Consider the following 14,233-nt stretch of genomic DNA (forward strand, 5'->3'; position numbering starts at 1 on the left):
GATTTGTAAAAAAAACCTATGCAAATTGCTCGAACTATACTAGCTTTTTTTGATACAAAACGTCTCAATAATAGCGAACTGGGAGGAAAGCAATGGAGATCGGTCGAAAACTAAGCGGGATTTCGCGGCGGGATTTTTTCCGCGTCGCCGGGCGCTATGGCATGAGTTCAACTCTGCTGGCGGCGGGTGGATTTGGTGGTGCGATGAGCCTGGCAAATCTGGCGCAAGCCGCTGAATCAACGTATGAAAAGAGATTTTCGAAAGAGCCGAAGCACACTCTGAAATTCGGCGCATCGGGGTTCAATACACGCAACCTGCTGATCGAACGGGCAGGGGCCATCGAATTCGCCCGCGACCTGGAAGAACGGACAGACGGTGAGATTCGCATCGAGTTCATCGGCGACAACCAAATCTGCGGTCAGCTGAGCTGTGTTGAGAAGACTCAGCAGGGAATCGTCGATATCTATGCCGCCTCGACCCAGAACTCGGCCGGTGGCGCGCCCTATCTGAACGTGCTGGACTATGCCTACATGTTCCCAAGCCGCGCGGCGCAGTATCATTTCTTCTACAGCCCCGCGAGCCAGCGGATTCTGCGAGAGCCGTTGGAAAAGCGGCACGGTCTAAAATTCCTGTTTACGCATTGCGAACTGCGCGGTCTGCAAATGGGGTCGACCTTTGCCGACAAACCCACTGTGACCAAACTGGAAGAGCTCTTCGGCACCAAAAACCGCGTGACGGGCACGCAGCTTGGTCGTATCGCCATGCAGTTGCTGAACCTGAACCCGGTTCCGGTCGCGTGGGAAGAAACGCTGGACGCGCTTAAAACCGGTCTGATTGACGGTGCCGAAACCTGGGCGTCTGCCGTGGCTTATGCCAACATGTCGCCGGTGGTGTCGCAATCGGTGAACCTGAAATTCTTCTGTGGCACTGAACATACCTCAATGTCGGCCAAGGTCTTCGACAGCCTTGGTGGCGAGTTGCAGGATGCGGTCATGGAGTCGTCCTACTTCACGCAGGCCTTGATTCAGGGTGCCAACGAAGCGGCGCTGCTGAATACGGTCGGTTTCTCGGATCCGCAACTGCCGGGCACGATCTTTGCCGAAAACGGTGTGCGGCCGGCCTTCCTGGCGGACGATCAGATCAAGCTGGCCGAAGAGATGTGCGCCCCGAACTTCAACCCCGAGCCCTGGGCACAGTGGCGCGAGCGGCTTAACAAATGGGCTGGCGGCATCGACACGTATCAGGAAATCTATGATATTGCGCGGGAAATTCCGGCAGATACCCTGCCGGAAAACGTCGAGCCGCGCCGCTGGTGGATGGGTCAGGCCTGATAAACAAAACGAACCGGCCCCGCGTGGGCCGGTTCACCAAGAACACCGACTGGGAGGACGGGATTCATGTCATTTTGGGCCGATATCGGCGCGATCTTCAGCGCGTTGCTCAGCCAGGATTCATTTGAAATTCAACTGGCATTGGAGTCCGACGCCGCATGGGTTGTTGGCACTGTTGTCGCCGCGCTTGGCGGTCTTCTGGTCATGCTGATCTATCGCAAGGTGCCGTTGATCGAGCGGCATCTGGAACGCTCGGTCATGGTGTATTCGTATCTGGCGATTGCTCTGATCATCTTCTGGGGCGTGATCGACCGTTTTGTCTTCAATGATCAGGAACCCTGGTCCACTACCATTCCTCCGCTTCTGTTCATGGTGATGGCCTGGTTTGGCGCTTCATATAACGTTCGCCTTCGCACCCATCTGAGTTTCAGCGAATTCCGCACTTCGATGCCGCGTGGCGGGCAGTTGGCCTGCCTGATCCTGGATGCAGTGCTGTGGTTCATCTTTGCTGTCATTGTCATCGTCACGACAACGCGGCTAGTGGCCCTGTCGGCATCGAATTTCCAGATCGTGCTGGGGACCGACAATATCATGCAGTGGTGGTTCCTGTTGGCGGCGCCGCTGTCCTTCTTTCTGATGGTCGGGCGCGTGTTTCAGAATCTGGCAGACGACCTGCACAACTGGAAAACCGGAGAGCCGCTGATCCAGCAGGCCGTGATAGGGGCAGACTGATGGCAGACGGAACGCTGGTTACATTGATTTCGCTGGGTGTGACGTTCCTGTTCATGCTGGGCGTACCTGTGCTGCTGGTCATCGGCTATTGGGTCATTGGCTGCTCGTTCGTTCTGGGCCTGACGCTGGACAACATGGGCGCTGAACTGCTGAACGTCTTCAACAAGGGTTTCGCGCTGCTGGCGATGCCGCTGTTCATTCTGACCGGGGACCTGATCAACAAGTCGGGCATCGCGCGCCGTCTGAGCGACTTTGCCTATGCCTGTCTGGGCTGGATTCGCGGCGGGCTGGCGATGGCCTCGCTGGGGGCCTGTGGCCTGTTTGCGGCGATCTCGGGGTCGAACTCTGCCACCACGGCCACCATCGGGTCGATGCTGCACCCTGAAATGGTCAAGGGCGGCTATGACGAACGGTTCAGCGCGGCGACCGCCGCTGCCGGCGGTACCGTCGGGATCATCATCCCGCCTTCGATTATCTTCATCGTTTACGGCTTCCTGATGAACCTGCCTATTTCCGAACTGTTCGTCGCGGGTATTTTGCCCGGTGCGCTGATGGTTTTCGGCATGCAGTTTGCCTGCTGGGTCATTTGCCGCATGAATGGCTGGGGCCATCTGATCCCGCTGCAGTTGAACCGCATCCTGAAAACCGCTTTTGGGGCGTGGCTTGGCTTTTTCGCCATCGGGCTGGTGCTTTGGGGTATCTATACGGGCAAGTTCTCTCCGACCGAGGCCGCAGGCGTGACTGTTGGGTTCTGCGTCATCGCAGGGCTTGTCAGCTATCCCATCAACCGGATCATGGGTGCGCGGGATGACATTTTGCCTACGGACAAGAGCTATGCCGAAATGCTGGTTGTCGAAGGATTCACGATCCCGGAGATACCGTCGATTGTCATCCGCTCGGCCCAGATCACCGGTATTCTTGCGCCTCTGATCGCAATATCCGTTGTGATGCAGCAGATCCTGTCGCTGCTGGGCGCCCAGCAGACAATCGGAGATTTCGTGACGTCGATGGGCGGGTATTATGCGGTGCTGTTTACATCAATGGTGATCGTCTTTTTCTCGGGTATGGTGTTAGAGAGCCTGCCGGTGACAATCATCCTTGCGCCGATCCTTGCGCCGATTGCGGCCTCGGTCGGGGTTGATCCGATCCATTTCTCGGTGATCTTCCTTGTTGGTGCATCGATCGGGTTCATCACGCCACCTTACGGCCTGAATCTGTATGTGGCATCGGGTGTGACCGGCGTGCCCTATTTCCGTCTGCTGCGCTATACCGTGCCGTATCTGGCTGCGCTGCTGTCGGTTTGGATTTTGGTGTCACTGGTTCCTGATCTGGCCTTGATCCTGCTGCCAAACAGCTAGAATGTAGCGGGATGGCCCATACGGACGCATCAGTCAAAGAAACTCAGATACCAACAAACCTGCGCCTGTTGCTGATCCTGGAAGAGGTCGCCAAGCGCGGGGTCGCTGTAAAACCGTCCGACCTGATTGATGCGTTGGGTTTAGCAAAGCCCACGGTCCATCGTCTGCTGCAAACCGCTGAGGCCGAAGGGTTCCTGCAACGCGATCTGGACGGGCGGTCCTATGGTCCCGGCCCGCGCCTGCGCAAGCTGTCCGTTGATACCGTGTCTTCGGAACATCTGCGCACTGCGCGCCTTGCGATCCTGCGTGGCGTCGCGGATGAAATCGGAGAGACGTGCAACCTGGCCATTCCGGACCGCGAAGGCATGATCTATCTCGACCGCGTGGAAACCAAGTGGCCGCTGCGGATTCAGTTGCCCATAGGCACGCAGGTCCCCTTTCACTGTACGGCAAGCGGTAAGATGTATCTGTCGACGCTGCGCCCGCAAACGCTGAGCGGGTATCTGTCGGCGCGCAGGCTGCACGCCCATACCGAGCGCACCCTGACCGATCCATCAGCGCTACGCGACGAAATCGGGCGCATTGCACAAGTTGGCCATTCGACAGATGACGAGGAATTCATGCCCGGGATGACGGCGATCGCGGTTCCGGTCGTCGACGGGCAAGACAGGCTGGTCGCCACGCTATCCGTGCATGCGCCGACCCAGCGCCACGATTTACGCAGTCTGATGCAGTTTCTGAGTGTTTTGCAGGATGGGGCAAAAAAACTTTCGAGCCTGCTTGCCTCCTGAACCCGGTTGATCTTCTGCTTCCGGCAAAAGGCGCATGGCCCGTCGTGTGGGGTCAGTGCCCGGTATAGGCGGAATACATGCCGAATCCTCCGACGATGATCAGGCTGAGCGCCCAGACTACATCCAGATTGAACCAGCTTTTCGAGATGAACTTCAGCCCCAGCCAGTGGTAGACGACCACTGCGATGACGGCACCGGCGGCTGTCATGGCCAGCGTGTGAACGGCAGCGACGCGGAACGCGGTCATGACATCGCTGTTCATCAGGGTCTGCGCCGCGGCGTGTCCCGTGGCGGCGACACCGTCCGGCGTCAGTACGCCGCAAATTCCAAGATAGATCGGCACCAGCATCAGCCCGGCCCCGTGCGCCATGGCCGCAAGAAACGACCACAGGACCAGCCGCGCCGGGTGGATGCGGGCCAGTATTCTGGGGTGTTTGCGGTTGATCAGCAGATAGACGCCCATGGCGACAACTATGAAACCTGCCCCCAGCCGGATTTCTGCCTCGCGCTCGACCAGAAGGATCATCATCGAGAACGGCAACAGGATGCCGATCATCGCCAGAAAATGCCCCAGCGCCAGCATTGCCAGCGCCCTGACCATGGCCGCCGGCCTGCGTTCCATCAGAGCGGCGGATACGGCCAGCGGCCATCCCATGCCGGGATTGATGCCGTGATAGAACCCAGAAAAAATGACGGCCCACCAAAGGGCCGTCAGGGACAGTCCGTCCATCACGTGTCAGACCGAAGGATAGCAGAAACTGTCGGTCGAGCAGTCACCTCCCTCCAGACGGATCTGGTGGGCGCGGGTGCCTTCGGGGAAGTTGATGTAGAAATCGGGGTCCAGCGCGAAGCTGCCGTCTTCACCGACATTGGCCATCACCATTTGCCCGCCTTCCTGATGCGGGTAGAACTGGTTGTCCCAGTTCGAGTACAGCGAGTTTGTCCAGTAGACCCGCTTGCCGTCACGGCTGATCTCGACCATTTGCGGGCCATAGACGAAGTCTTCGCCGTTGGGGTGTTTGGTCTCACGCGCGATGCCTCCCAGTTCAACCTTGCCATTCAGTACCGGGTTGAACGGGTCCGAAACGTCATACTGGTGCATCTCGCCCAGACCCCAGCAGGCGACGTAAAGGTATTTGTCGTCGAGGCTCAGGTCGATATCCGTCACCAGCGGCGGCACCGCGCTGAACCCCTTGAGCAACTCTGGCAGGTTTTCCGGATCTTCGGGGCGCGGGTCGATTGTGATGACCTTTTTCGACTGCCATTTGCCGTCATTGTCGCGCCACCATGTAAAGATCGCGCCCTGCAGATTGGTGGTATCGACGACGACGCCACAGAACCCGTAGGATTTGGTCGGGTCGTGCGCCGGGCGGATCTCCAGCGCCATCTGGTAGTTGTCACCGAAGTCTATGGTCTGGATGTTCTTGCGCGCGCGCAGGTCCCAGAAATGGATTGAGTGACCGTATTTGTTGCTGAGCAGATCCTCGGGTACCACGCCGTTTTCGAATTGTGGCGGCAAGCCCCATTCCGAACTGACCATGTAGTCCTGCGGCAGGTTCCACCAGAAATCGTAATGCTTGTCTTGTTTGCCCCGGTCCATTTCGTACTGGCCGATGATCTCGAAGCTTTCGCAATCCATGATGAAAATGCCCGGAGGGCCGTCAGTCCCGTCCGGTCCGCGCCCGCCCAGCGTGGACACATAAATACCCTCAGGGCCACAGTGGATCGTGTGGGGGCGGGAATACCCGGTCTTTGCGAAAACTTCTTCGGGTTCGATGATCTTGTGGATCTTGGCCTGCAGCGGGTCCTTGACGTCAAAAATGTAGACCCGGCTCGACCGGATGCCCGGCACGATCAGATAGCGGCGTTCCAGAAACGCGTGGCCTGACAACGGGGACAGGGATGACGAACATGCATTCCAGCCGAAATGGTGAAACTCGTCGCCGGTTGTGGGGGTCATGACCGTGTGCACGATCTGGCCCCTGGTATCGGAATCAGGGCGCAGGTCGATAACGGCCAGCCCGTCGTGGTGGCTGGCGTCCTTGCCCAGCATCACGGTGAAGGCAAAGTTCTCGACCGGCGCTTCCATTGCCAGTTTGGGCGACGCGTGAAACGTCGGATCTGGTCGTAAATTCATTGCATTCCTCCCTAAAGTGATTTTGCCCCACCTCCCTGGGGCGCGCCTGCAAGCGTCGCAAAGATGTCTCTCCTACACGTTCCCGACGTTGCAAAGTTGTATGGCCCCGCTGACCTTGGTCGCCAGTTCCTTCAGCTGGGTGCCGATTTCCTTTCTGTATTCGGTTCCAAAACGCCGCACCGGGCCGACGGCCCCGACGCTGAATGTCACTCCGATCCTGCCAACTGCGACAGGCGCGGCAACGCTTGAGATGCCGATGTCGATCTCCTGATCGCAATCGGCATATCCCTGGGCCTGTATCCGGCTGAACTCGGCCTCCAGCTCCTCACGCGTGGTTTTCGTGTGCTCCGTAAACGCCCTGAGCGTACCGTTCAAAATCGTATCCCGGAAGCTGGGTTCGGCAAAGGCGGCAATCGCCTTTGAGCAAGAGCAGGCGTGCATCGGGCGTTCGCCGATACCGGGATGGATGAATGCGCGACCCGGATCCTCGGGTGTTTCGACATGGATGATCTCGATCCTGCTTTCCCGGAAGCGTGCCAGAAACACAGTCTCGTTGAACGTGGTGGCCGCGGCCTTCAGCAAGGGCGCCGAGACTCGCCTGACATCAACATCGGACTTTCCGAGCAGCGCTATGCGGATCAACCGGTCGCCGATCACATATCGCCCATCGCCATTCGGGTCTTCGACCAGCCCCTGATCCAGCAATGTCTGCACCAGCCGGTAGCAGGTGGGTTTCGGAAGACCGCTGGCCGCCTGAACCTCGCCCGCAGTTACCGGCCGCCCGACGACGGCGATGACTTCGAGAATGGTTATCAGGCGCTCAAGGTGCATCGTGACGAGAATCCGTCATATTTATGAGACGATATCTCATAGGATGAGAATGTATGTGCAAAGATCAAGTGTTATTCTTCGCATGGGCGACAAAGCGCGTGCTCTGGAGATTTGTTGGTGGGTTGGCCGCGAATCGGTCAAGTCGCGGAACCGCGCGCGAAAAAGGTTGTCAAAACAGGGGCGTGCCGGAAATCTCGCGTTCCAGCTTGAGCCGAATGGCCCAGGCAAAGTCTGCGTAAGAATCGACGACCAGCACGAAGTTACCCGGCCCACCGATCACGGACTCTCGAAAATAGGTTTCCAGATCCTGAGCGTCATCGAGTATAGCCAGCCCGTTGATCGTCACACCGGCGGCCACAAGGTCCCTGCGGACAGAGCGGGGATGCGGGCCGGAATTTGAACGCTCATCCGAGGTGACGTCGATCACCCGACGTTTTCCGGAAAAGCCATTGGCACCCATGCTTTGAAACCCGTAGATAAGGGCGCTGCCGGTTGCAGTTCCAAAGCTGACGACCTGCCGGGCCTGCGATTCTATTGCCGACGCGAATTCCTGTGCGCTGGACGTGTCGTGAACGCGGCGCCATGGAACGATGTCGAATTGCTGAAACTGTGCGCTCCACTGAATGAAAGTGACCGCGATGCCGTTTCCGCCAAGGTTCCGGACGGCCTCAATGACTTCGGGGTCCCGGAACGCGTTTGAATACCCGTTGATCTGCAATTCGAACTCATCGCCCTTGATGCTGGAGGAGGCGTCCGCCAGCAGAACAAGCTCCAGTTCAACCTCGGTCTGCGCTGCTGCGGCGAACGCTGTCAGGCCGGATAGCAGGACCAGGGCAAGGAAGCGCATTCGAAACTCCTGCAGGCCGTGTTCAGGGTAAGACCGGTCAGCTGAGAAACTGCTCGATGACCGCGGCCTGCTGTTTTTTGCCATCAGGGTCCAGTTGGGTTTTCAACTTCGTGAAATCCTCGGCCCAATTGGACGTGCGCAGGCGAATGGGCGGGTCGGCGGCATCGACCACGCTCATGACAACGGCGGCCACCTGTTCGGCGGTCTGGTAGATATCACCTCCGCCCATCCGGCTCTGCGCGCCACCGACATATTTCTGAAGAATGGGCAGGTATTCGTCGTCCAGCATCCCACCGGTCGCCTCGACATGTTTCATGACATTGGCGGCAAAATCCGATTGAATCCCGCCCGGCTCGACAGCGGTAAAGTTGATGCCGAAATTCGGTGTCACATAACAGGCCAAAGCCTCGGTATATCCTTCGACCGCAAATTTCGCGGCGCAGTAGACCTCATTAAACGGCTGGCCGACCAACCCGCCAACCGATGAGATTGTTATCACATGCCCGGCGCGCGCCTGGCGCATATGAGGCATCACCGCCTTGGTGCAGCGGGCCACGCCCATGAAATTCACATCCATGACCCAGGCGATGTCCGCCTCGCTGGCCTGTTCTGTCGTGCGCACAAAACCGGCACCGGCATTGTTGATCAGCGTGTCGATGCGTCCCTCGGCCGAAATGATCCGGTCAACCGCCGCGTTCACGCTGTCACTGTCCTGAACGTCCAGATCAAGGACGTTGAGCGTCACGTTGGCTTCGCTGGCGGCGGCGTCGAGCGCGCCGCGCTTGGACAGGTTGCGCATGGTGGCATATACGCTGTGGCCGGCCTGCGCAGCCTGCACCGCGATCTGAATGCCCAGACCCGTCGACGTGCCGGTGATCAGAATGACTTTGGACATTAGAATACCTCCATGTTGCAAAGATGCGCGTTGACTGCACACCGGTAACGATCCGATCCCTCAGGCACCGCGTCAACAGCGGGATTTCATAACCTCCACCGCCGCGTCGAAAACTTCGCTGTCCTCTTCAGCCCGTGCCGTCAGTTGCGCCCCCTCCAGCAAGGCCAGCGCCGCCCGTGCCTCGGACGCAGGGAGCGTCACGCCTGCGATGGACTGATCCTGTTTGCCCTGTTCGAATATCGCCTCGATCTGACCGATCATCATCGCACGGAAGGCTTTGATCTTTTCGATCACCATGTGTGACAGGCTTTCACGGCTGCTGATCAGTGACACGCACAGGCACAGCGTTTTGCCGTTGTTGAGGGCGTCCCGGTAGACAGCGATCAAGGCCCGCAGACGTTCAGCCCCGGTTTCAGAGACGGCCTCAATACGGTTGCATTCGCTTTCAAGGGCGGCGTGATATCGATCCATCAGCGCAGCGGACAGGTCGGCCTTGGTAGGAAAATGATAATGAATCGAAGCTTTGCGGATGCCGACTGCCTGCGCCAGATCAGCATAGCTGAACCCGTCAAACCCCTGTGCCCGCGCCGCGCGTTCGGCAACATCCAGCAGGGCGGTTTTGGTGTCGGTCGTCATTGTCGTTCAACCCTTATCATTCCGGATCAGCGCCAGGGCGTAATCCGCCGCCTCCAATGCCCCCTCAACAAAGCCGCCAAAGTGTTCCGCAACCTCGGTTCCGGCAAAGATCAGGCGGTTGTCCCAAATCCGCTGCTGCGCATATACTTGATGAGCATATTCCGGCTGCCGATCGCTTTCGCGTCCTGAATAGCAGATACAATTCGGTCCGACATCCGCTAGACCGCCGGCGGTTGCGCAAAGGGCAGGTGGCCCGTTTTCATCCAGACCTTGGCGCCCTCGGGTCCGGCGGTGGCGGACAGCGGTTCCCCTTCGGGCAGACGCAACCAGTCGTTTCTGGCCAGATCGTCATCCCCGGTCGTGATCGACCCGTCGATGACCAGAAGTTCGATGCCGCCCACGGCATCCGATGTAAACGCCGCCTTCGGATCGATGTGGCTGTAGCTGACGATCTCGCGCGCGTCTTTGTGCAGAGTCGCGGTCGCGACACCGTTCACCGGGTCGGCAAGTTCATCCGCCATGTTCTTGCGGAACTGGGTGCGGTCCTCCATGTCGAACTGCCAAAGCTTGACGAAAATTGTGCAGCCCGGCTCTGATCCGGGGGTATGTTGTGTGGTCGGTGGATTGCGCACATAGGTGCCCGCCGGGAAATCCCCGTGCTCGTCCTGAAAAACGCCGTCCAGCACAATGAATTCCTCACCGCCTGTATGGGTGTGGGCCGAAAACTGGCTGCCGGGCGCATAGCGCACAATGGTGGTGGCGCGCGCCACCTCGCCGCCAATTCGGTCCAGCATGCGCCGGTCCACGCCCTTCATGGGCGAGGCCTGCCATTCCAATTGGTCCGAGTGGACGACGACGCGGGCGGAAAAGTCCGAGTTGAGTTCCATGGGTTTATTTCCTTTTCGGCGGTGGCGGCACGGGCTTGGTCACGCGGCAATCGATGGACGGGCGGACATTTTTTCCTGCCATGCAAGAAGGTTCGTCAGGTTCGGCGGAATTTCAACCTTGGCGAAATCGGCGAAAATCAGCCCGGCAAACGCTGTGATGTCCGCCATCGAGAAATCGTTACCCGCCAGATATTCGTTTTCTGCCAGCACCGTGTCCAGATAGACCATTGTCTCGCCGGCGACCTCTTTCTGTTTTTGGCCCCATTCCGCACATTGAAAGGTTTCCAGATCCGGACCCAGACCAGGGGTGGCATGGTGGAAATAGGCCCCGACCGCATTCAGCAGACCGTTTTCGGCGCGCAGGTTCATCATCGAGATTTCCGCGCGCGCTCTGGCTGTTTCACCGGTCAGGGACGGGCCGTCGAACACTGCGTCGATATATTCGGTTATCGCGTTGCATTGGGAAATGTGCGAGCCATCGGCCAGTTCGAGACATGGCACTACTGCGTCGGGGTTTTTGGCTTTGAACTCGGGGCTGCGATGTTCGCCGCCCATCACGTCCACGGGGACGAATTCAACCTGATCCGACGCGCCTTTTTCGGCCAGCGCAATGCGAATGCGAGCAGGATTCGGGAACCCTTCGACATCATAGATTTTCATTGAGGAACCTCCGTTAAGAATCATGTGTCAGGCAACAACCTACTAGTAGGTAGACACAGTTGCAACCAGCAATCCCGATCTGGTTTCCGATGTTGCGGAAACTTGAAAGGCGCAGGGTTTCTAAGATTGATCCAGGCAAACAATTCAAAGGTGGTTTCGGCACAGATGCCAGCGGTAAAGGCGATCACGACTTTATCGTGGGCGCGTGTTAAAGATGGCGGATGAGACCTCGTATGGCTGGCGCGTCGCCGGACATGTGACCGTTGCGATTGTTCGACAAGGTAAGGAAATCCAATGACCGACCAGAAACTCAGAACCACATCGGGAAATGGCCGCATCTTTGACAGTGTTCTCGACACAATCGGAAACACACCTGCGATCCGCGTCAATAATCTGGGGCCGAAGGATGTCGATCTCTTCGTAAAATTTGAGGCGTTCAATCCGGCCGGTTCGGTCAAGGATCGTCTGGCCGTCAATATCATCGAAGCGGCCGAACGCAGCGGTGCGCTGAAACCGGGTCAGACCGTTGTCGAAGCCACAAGCGGCAACACCGGAATCGGGCTGGCAATGGTCTGCGCGCAAAAGGGGTATCCGTTGGTGGTGACCATGGCCGAAAGCTTTTCCACCGAACGCCGTCAGCTGATGCGGATGATGGGGGCCAAGGTTATCTTGACCCCCAAGGCCGAAAAGGGTTTTGGGATGTATCGCAAGGCCGTTGAACTGGCCGAGCAACATGGGTGGTTCCTGGCGCGCCAGTTTGAAACGCCGGCCAATGCGGAAATCCACGCCTCAACGACGGCGCAGGAAATCCTGAGTGACTTCGACGGTCGGCGGCTGGACTACTTTGTTACCGGGTATGGAACGGGCGGAACGGTGACTGGCGTCACCCGCGTTCTGCGAAACAAGCGTCCGGATACTCGCATCATCCTGTCTGAACCCGCCAACGCACAGCTCGTCGCGAGCGGTGTTGCCACCGACCGGGGCGCGGATGACGATCCGCTGTCCAGCCACCCGGCGTTCGAGCCGCATGTGATTCAGGGTTGGACGCCGGACTTTATCCCCGCGGTTTTGCAGGAGGCGATTGACGAGGATTATTTCGATGAACTGATCCCTGTGTCAGGTCCGACCGGGATTGAATGGGCCCGGAAACTGGCAAGTCAGGAGGGGATTTTGACGGGTGTTTCCGGTGGTGCCACCTTCGCGATTGCGATTGGCGTCGCCGAACAGGCCGAGGCGGGCTCTGCCGTGTTGTGCATGCTGCCTGACACCGGCGAACGATACCTCAGCACGCCGCTGTTCGACGGTATCGCGGTCGAGATGACGGACGAAGAGAACAACATCTCGCAATCGACGCCGGGCTACCACATCACCTGACTGGTGAGCTGACTTTACCTGGTCTGCCTTGATCCAGACCCTGGGTTTGGGCTCGCCACCTCAGGGTCGGGGCAGGGCACCTTGCGCGTTTAGCGGTTGCCGAACCAGATTTGAGAGTCGCCTTCCGCCCAGCGTGCATATTTGCCCATGACCCGCCCGAATGCGTCGCTGTCCAGAAACCGATCCAGCCAGGCTATCAGGTTTGGCCAGTCCTGCGCGTCGAACCACGCTCTGTCGATATGGGCAAACTGGCGCACAAACGGCAACAGTGCGAGGTCGGCCAAAGTCGTCCGCTCTCCGAACAGCCAGGTTTTGCCCTGCAGGTGACTGTCCAGCCGGAACAAATGCTCGGCGGCCTTTGCGCGCTCGGATTCGGTGTCCAGATCCGGGTAACGCGTGGCATATTTGGTATGATCCAGCGCCTCTTTGAAGGGCCCGTCATTGGTGGCAATCAGGTCCCAGCCTTCGTCCGGCATGTTCAAAAGCTGTTGCGGGTCGTTCAGTTCCAGCGCCCAGATCATGATGTCCAGGCTTTCGTCCAAAACTTGATCCGGCAGGCGCAGCGCGGGCACTGTGCCGGTCTGAGAGGTTTGCAGAAAGGCGTGCGGTTTGTCTCGGAGCACAACTTCCCGCAATTCCACCCTGACCCCGGCGCTGAGGATGGCCAGGCGCGCCCGCATCGCATAGGGGCAGCGGCGAAAACTCCAGAGGATCGGGTGATGGCTCATGTCCGGATCAATCCTGTTTTTGGACAGTGAACGAAATTGGCTGCGGTATGGTCGTTGCCGCGGACAACAAAGCATATCCGCAACGCAATATCCAAGGCCCTCATGGCACCTGCTCAGGTCATGAACGCCGGATCCTGGCTGAGCGACAGCAGGTCCCGGACCAAAGGGTTGGGAAAGCGCCGCCGCAAGGTTACAGCGTAAAAGGTTTCCTTGATCTTGGGATGTTCCTTCGCCTCGACCAGCCGGCCGGAGGTCAGTTCGTCAGTCACCACAATCGGCGCAACCAGCGCCAGCCCGATATCTTCCCGCGCCAAAAGCCGCATCATCGCCATGTCATCCACTTCGGCCGCAATCTGCGGCCGTTCGGAAAGCCGGCTCGCCATCGCGTCGAAAGCCGTGCGCACGCTGCTGTCGGTTGTGGGCAGCACGAAGGGTTGCGTGCTTAAAAGTTCCTTGACCGAAAGGTCGGGGTCGAGGCGCCGTGGTGTTCCGACAATGCTGACGGCCTGCTCGGCGATCTGATGCGTCTCATATGGCGTCAGGCTGTCATCCGGTGGCAGGCGGTTCATCAGAGCGAGGTCGAGGTTCAGTGTCTCCAGACCCTCCAGCAGTTCGGTGGGGCTGCCGGAACGCAGGATCACCTCGACATCCAGGCGTGACAGAATTGGGCGCAGGAAACCGATCTGAAAGTTGCGCGACAGGGTGGCAAGAGCCCCCACGCGCAGCGCCTTTCGGTTCCGCACCGATTCATTCAACGTGGCAACAAGCTCCTGACCGGTGGAAAATATCGCATCTGCGTGGTCAAGTGTGATGCGCCCCGCCTCGGTCAGATACAACTGTCGGCCGCGGCGTTCGAACAGCGCGTGACCCAGCCGTTCTTCCAGTTGCTTGATCTGCACCGACAATGCCGATTGTGACAGGTTCAGACGCTGCGCTGTACGCGTCAGGTTTCCGTCATGCGCGACAGCCCAGAAATAGCGCAGGTGATGATAGTTGAGCGGCATATCGTTTCAATTACTAGAACGA

Annotated in this window: 15 protein-coding genes; 5 read left to right on the plus strand and 10 right to left on the minus strand. The window is 58.6% G+C overall.

Features of this window, described 5'->3' with window-relative positions:
• The first annotated feature begins 92 nt into the window (after positions 1–92).
• From ACR0D8_RS12840 to ACR0D8_RS12855, 4 genes are all read left to right on the plus strand, one after another.
• Positions 93–1,331 carry a TRAP transporter substrate-binding protein gene (locus ACR0D8_RS12840; RefSeq protein WP_480646969.1) on the plus strand — a complete coding sequence of 413 codons (1,239 nt, stop codon included), beginning with the start codon at positions 93–95 and terminating at the stop codon, positions 1,329–1,331.
• Positions 1,332–1,397: 66 nt separating this feature from the next.
• Positions 1,398–2,063: a TRAP transporter small permease gene (locus tag ACR0D8_RS12845; protein ID WP_480646971.1), complete on the plus strand. Its 666-nt coding sequence runs from the start codon at positions 1,398–1,400 to the stop codon at positions 2,061–2,063.
• Complete coding sequence (locus tag ACR0D8_RS12850; RefSeq protein ID WP_480646973.1) at positions 2,063–3,421, plus strand: TRAP transporter large permease; 1,359 nt, start codon at positions 2,063–2,065, stop codon at positions 3,419–3,421. The genes ACR0D8_RS12845 and ACR0D8_RS12850 overlap by 1 nt, the downstream gene beginning before the upstream one ends.
• Positions 3,422–3,432: 11 nt before the next feature.
• On the plus strand, positions 3,433–4,212 hold the full coding sequence (locus ACR0D8_RS12855) for an IclR family transcriptional regulator (RefSeq protein WP_480646975.1): 780 nt from the start codon (positions 3,433–3,435) through the stop codon (positions 4,210–4,212).
• A gap of 52 nt (positions 4,213–4,264) precedes the next feature.
• On the opposite strand, the gene ACR0D8_RS12860 is transcribed toward ACR0D8_RS12855, so the two are convergent.
• The 8 genes from ACR0D8_RS12860 to ACR0D8_RS12895 all read right to left on the minus strand — a co-directional run bounded on the left by ACR0D8_RS12860 (position 4,265) and on the right by ACR0D8_RS12895 (position 11,105).
• Complete coding sequence (locus tag ACR0D8_RS12860; protein ID WP_480646977.1) at positions 4,265–4,942, minus strand: hypothetical protein; 678 nt, start codon at positions 4,940–4,942, stop codon at positions 4,265–4,267.
• Positions 4,943–4,948: 6 nt separating this feature from the next.
• Positions 4,949–6,349, minus strand: coding sequence for a selenium-binding protein SBP56-related protein (locus ACR0D8_RS12865; protein ID WP_480646979.1), 1,401 nt, complete (start codon positions 6,347–6,349; stop codon positions 4,949–4,951).
• 72 nt (positions 6,350–6,421) lie between these two features.
• Positions 6,422–7,180 carry an IclR family transcriptional regulator gene (locus ACR0D8_RS12870; protein WP_480646981.1) on the minus strand — a complete coding sequence of 253 codons (759 nt, stop codon included), beginning with the start codon at positions 7,178–7,180 and terminating at the stop codon, positions 6,422–6,424.
• A gap of 169 nt (positions 7,181–7,349) precedes the next feature.
• A complete protein-coding gene (locus ACR0D8_RS12875; protein ID WP_480646983.1) occupies positions 7,350–8,027 on the minus strand; it encodes a DUF1194 domain-containing protein in 678 nt (225 codons plus the stop codon).
• 37 nt (positions 8,028–8,064) lie between these two features.
• Positions 8,065–8,922, minus strand: coding sequence for an SDR family oxidoreductase (locus ACR0D8_RS12880; protein WP_480646985.1), 858 nt, complete (start codon positions 8,920–8,922; stop codon positions 8,065–8,067).
• 72 nt (positions 8,923–8,994) lie between these two features.
• On the minus strand, positions 8,995–9,558 hold the full coding sequence (locus ACR0D8_RS12885) for a TetR/AcrR family transcriptional regulator (RefSeq protein WP_480646987.1): 564 nt from the start codon (positions 9,556–9,558) through the stop codon (positions 8,995–8,997).
• Between the two features lie 218 nt (positions 9,559–9,776).
• Positions 9,777–10,445 (minus strand): cupin domain-containing protein, encoded by a 669-nt coding sequence (locus ACR0D8_RS12890; protein ID WP_480646989.1) that lies wholly within the window; start codon positions 10,443–10,445, stop codon positions 9,777–9,779.
• A 39-nt stretch (positions 10,446–10,484) separates the two neighbouring features.
• Positions 10,485–11,105, minus strand: a complete 621-nt coding sequence (locus ACR0D8_RS12895) for a glutathione S-transferase family protein (protein ID WP_480646991.1) — start codon at positions 11,103–11,105, stop codon at positions 10,485–10,487.
• A gap of 294 nt (positions 11,106–11,399) precedes the next feature.
• Between ACR0D8_RS12895 and cysK the strand changes: the two genes are divergently transcribed.
• Positions 11,400–12,479, plus strand: coding sequence for a cysteine synthase A (gene cysK, locus ACR0D8_RS12900; RefSeq protein ID WP_480646993.1), 1,080 nt, complete (start codon positions 11,400–11,402; stop codon positions 12,477–12,479).
• A gap of 89 nt (positions 12,480–12,568) precedes the next feature.
• Here the strand turns inward: cysK and ACR0D8_RS12905 are convergent, their stop codons facing one another.
• Entirely contained in the window at positions 12,569–13,207 is a 639-nt protein-coding gene (locus ACR0D8_RS12905) for a glutathione S-transferase (RefSeq protein WP_480646995.1), read from the minus strand.
• 113 nt (positions 13,208–13,320) lie between these two features.
• On the minus strand, positions 13,321–14,211 hold the full coding sequence (locus ACR0D8_RS12910; protein ID WP_480646996.1) for a LysR family transcriptional regulator: 891 nt from the start codon (positions 14,209–14,211) through the stop codon (positions 13,321–13,323).
• Between the last annotated feature and the right edge of the window lie 22 nt (positions 14,212–14,233).

This window comes from Ruegeria sp. BG10, from assembly GCF_056538575.1.

Coding starts and splice junctions, on each gene's coding strand:
- ACR0D8_RS12840 (WP_480646969.1), top strand. CDS start 93: ATGGAGATCGGTCGAAAACTAAGCGGGATTTCGCGGCGGGATTTTTTC.
- ACR0D8_RS12845 (WP_480646971.1), top strand. CDS start 1,398: ATGTCATTTTGGGCCGATATCGGCGCGATCTTCAGCGCGTTGCTCAGC.
- ACR0D8_RS12850 (WP_480646973.1), top strand. CDS start 2,063: ATGGCAGACGGAACGCTGGTTACATTGATTTCGCTGGGTGTGACGTTC.
- ACR0D8_RS12855 (WP_480646975.1), top strand. CDS start 3,433: ATGGCCCATACGGACGCATCAGTCAAAGAAACTCAGATACCAACAAAC.
- ACR0D8_RS12860 (WP_480646977.1), bottom strand. CDS start 4,942: ATGGACGGACTGTCCCTGACGGCCCTTTGGTGGGCCGTCATTTTTTCT.
- ACR0D8_RS12865 (WP_480646979.1), bottom strand. CDS start 6,349: ATGAATTTACGACCAGATCCGACGTTTCACGCGTCGCCCAAACTGGCA.
- ACR0D8_RS12870 (WP_480646981.1), bottom strand. CDS start 7,180: ATGCACCTTGAGCGCCTGATAACCATTCTCGAAGTCATCGCCGTCGTC.
- ACR0D8_RS12875 (WP_480646983.1), bottom strand. CDS start 8,027: ATGCGCTTCCTTGCCCTGGTCCTGCTATCCGGCCTGACAGCGTTCGCC.
- ACR0D8_RS12880 (WP_480646985.1), bottom strand. CDS start 8,922: ATGTCCAAAGTCATTCTGATCACCGGCACGTCGACGGGTCTGGGCATT.
- ACR0D8_RS12885 (WP_480646987.1), bottom strand. CDS start 9,558: ATGACGACCGACACCAAAACCGCCCTGCTGGATGTTGCCGAACGCGCG.
- ACR0D8_RS12890 (WP_480646989.1), bottom strand. CDS start 10,445: ATGGAACTCAACTCGGACTTTTCCGCCCGCGTCGTCGTCCACTCGGAC.
- ACR0D8_RS12895 (WP_480646991.1), bottom strand. CDS start 11,105: ATGAAAATCTATGATGTCGAAGGGTTCCCGAATCCTGCTCGCATTCGC.
- cysK (WP_480646993.1), top strand. CDS start 11,400: ATGACCGACCAGAAACTCAGAACCACATCGGGAAATGGCCGCATCTTT.
- ACR0D8_RS12905 (WP_480646995.1), bottom strand. CDS start 13,207: ATGAGCCATCACCCGATCCTCTGGAGTTTTCGCCGCTGCCCCTATGCG.
- ACR0D8_RS12910 (WP_480646996.1), bottom strand. CDS start 14,211: ATGCCGCTCAACTATCATCACCTGCGCTATTTCTGGGCTGTCGCGCAT.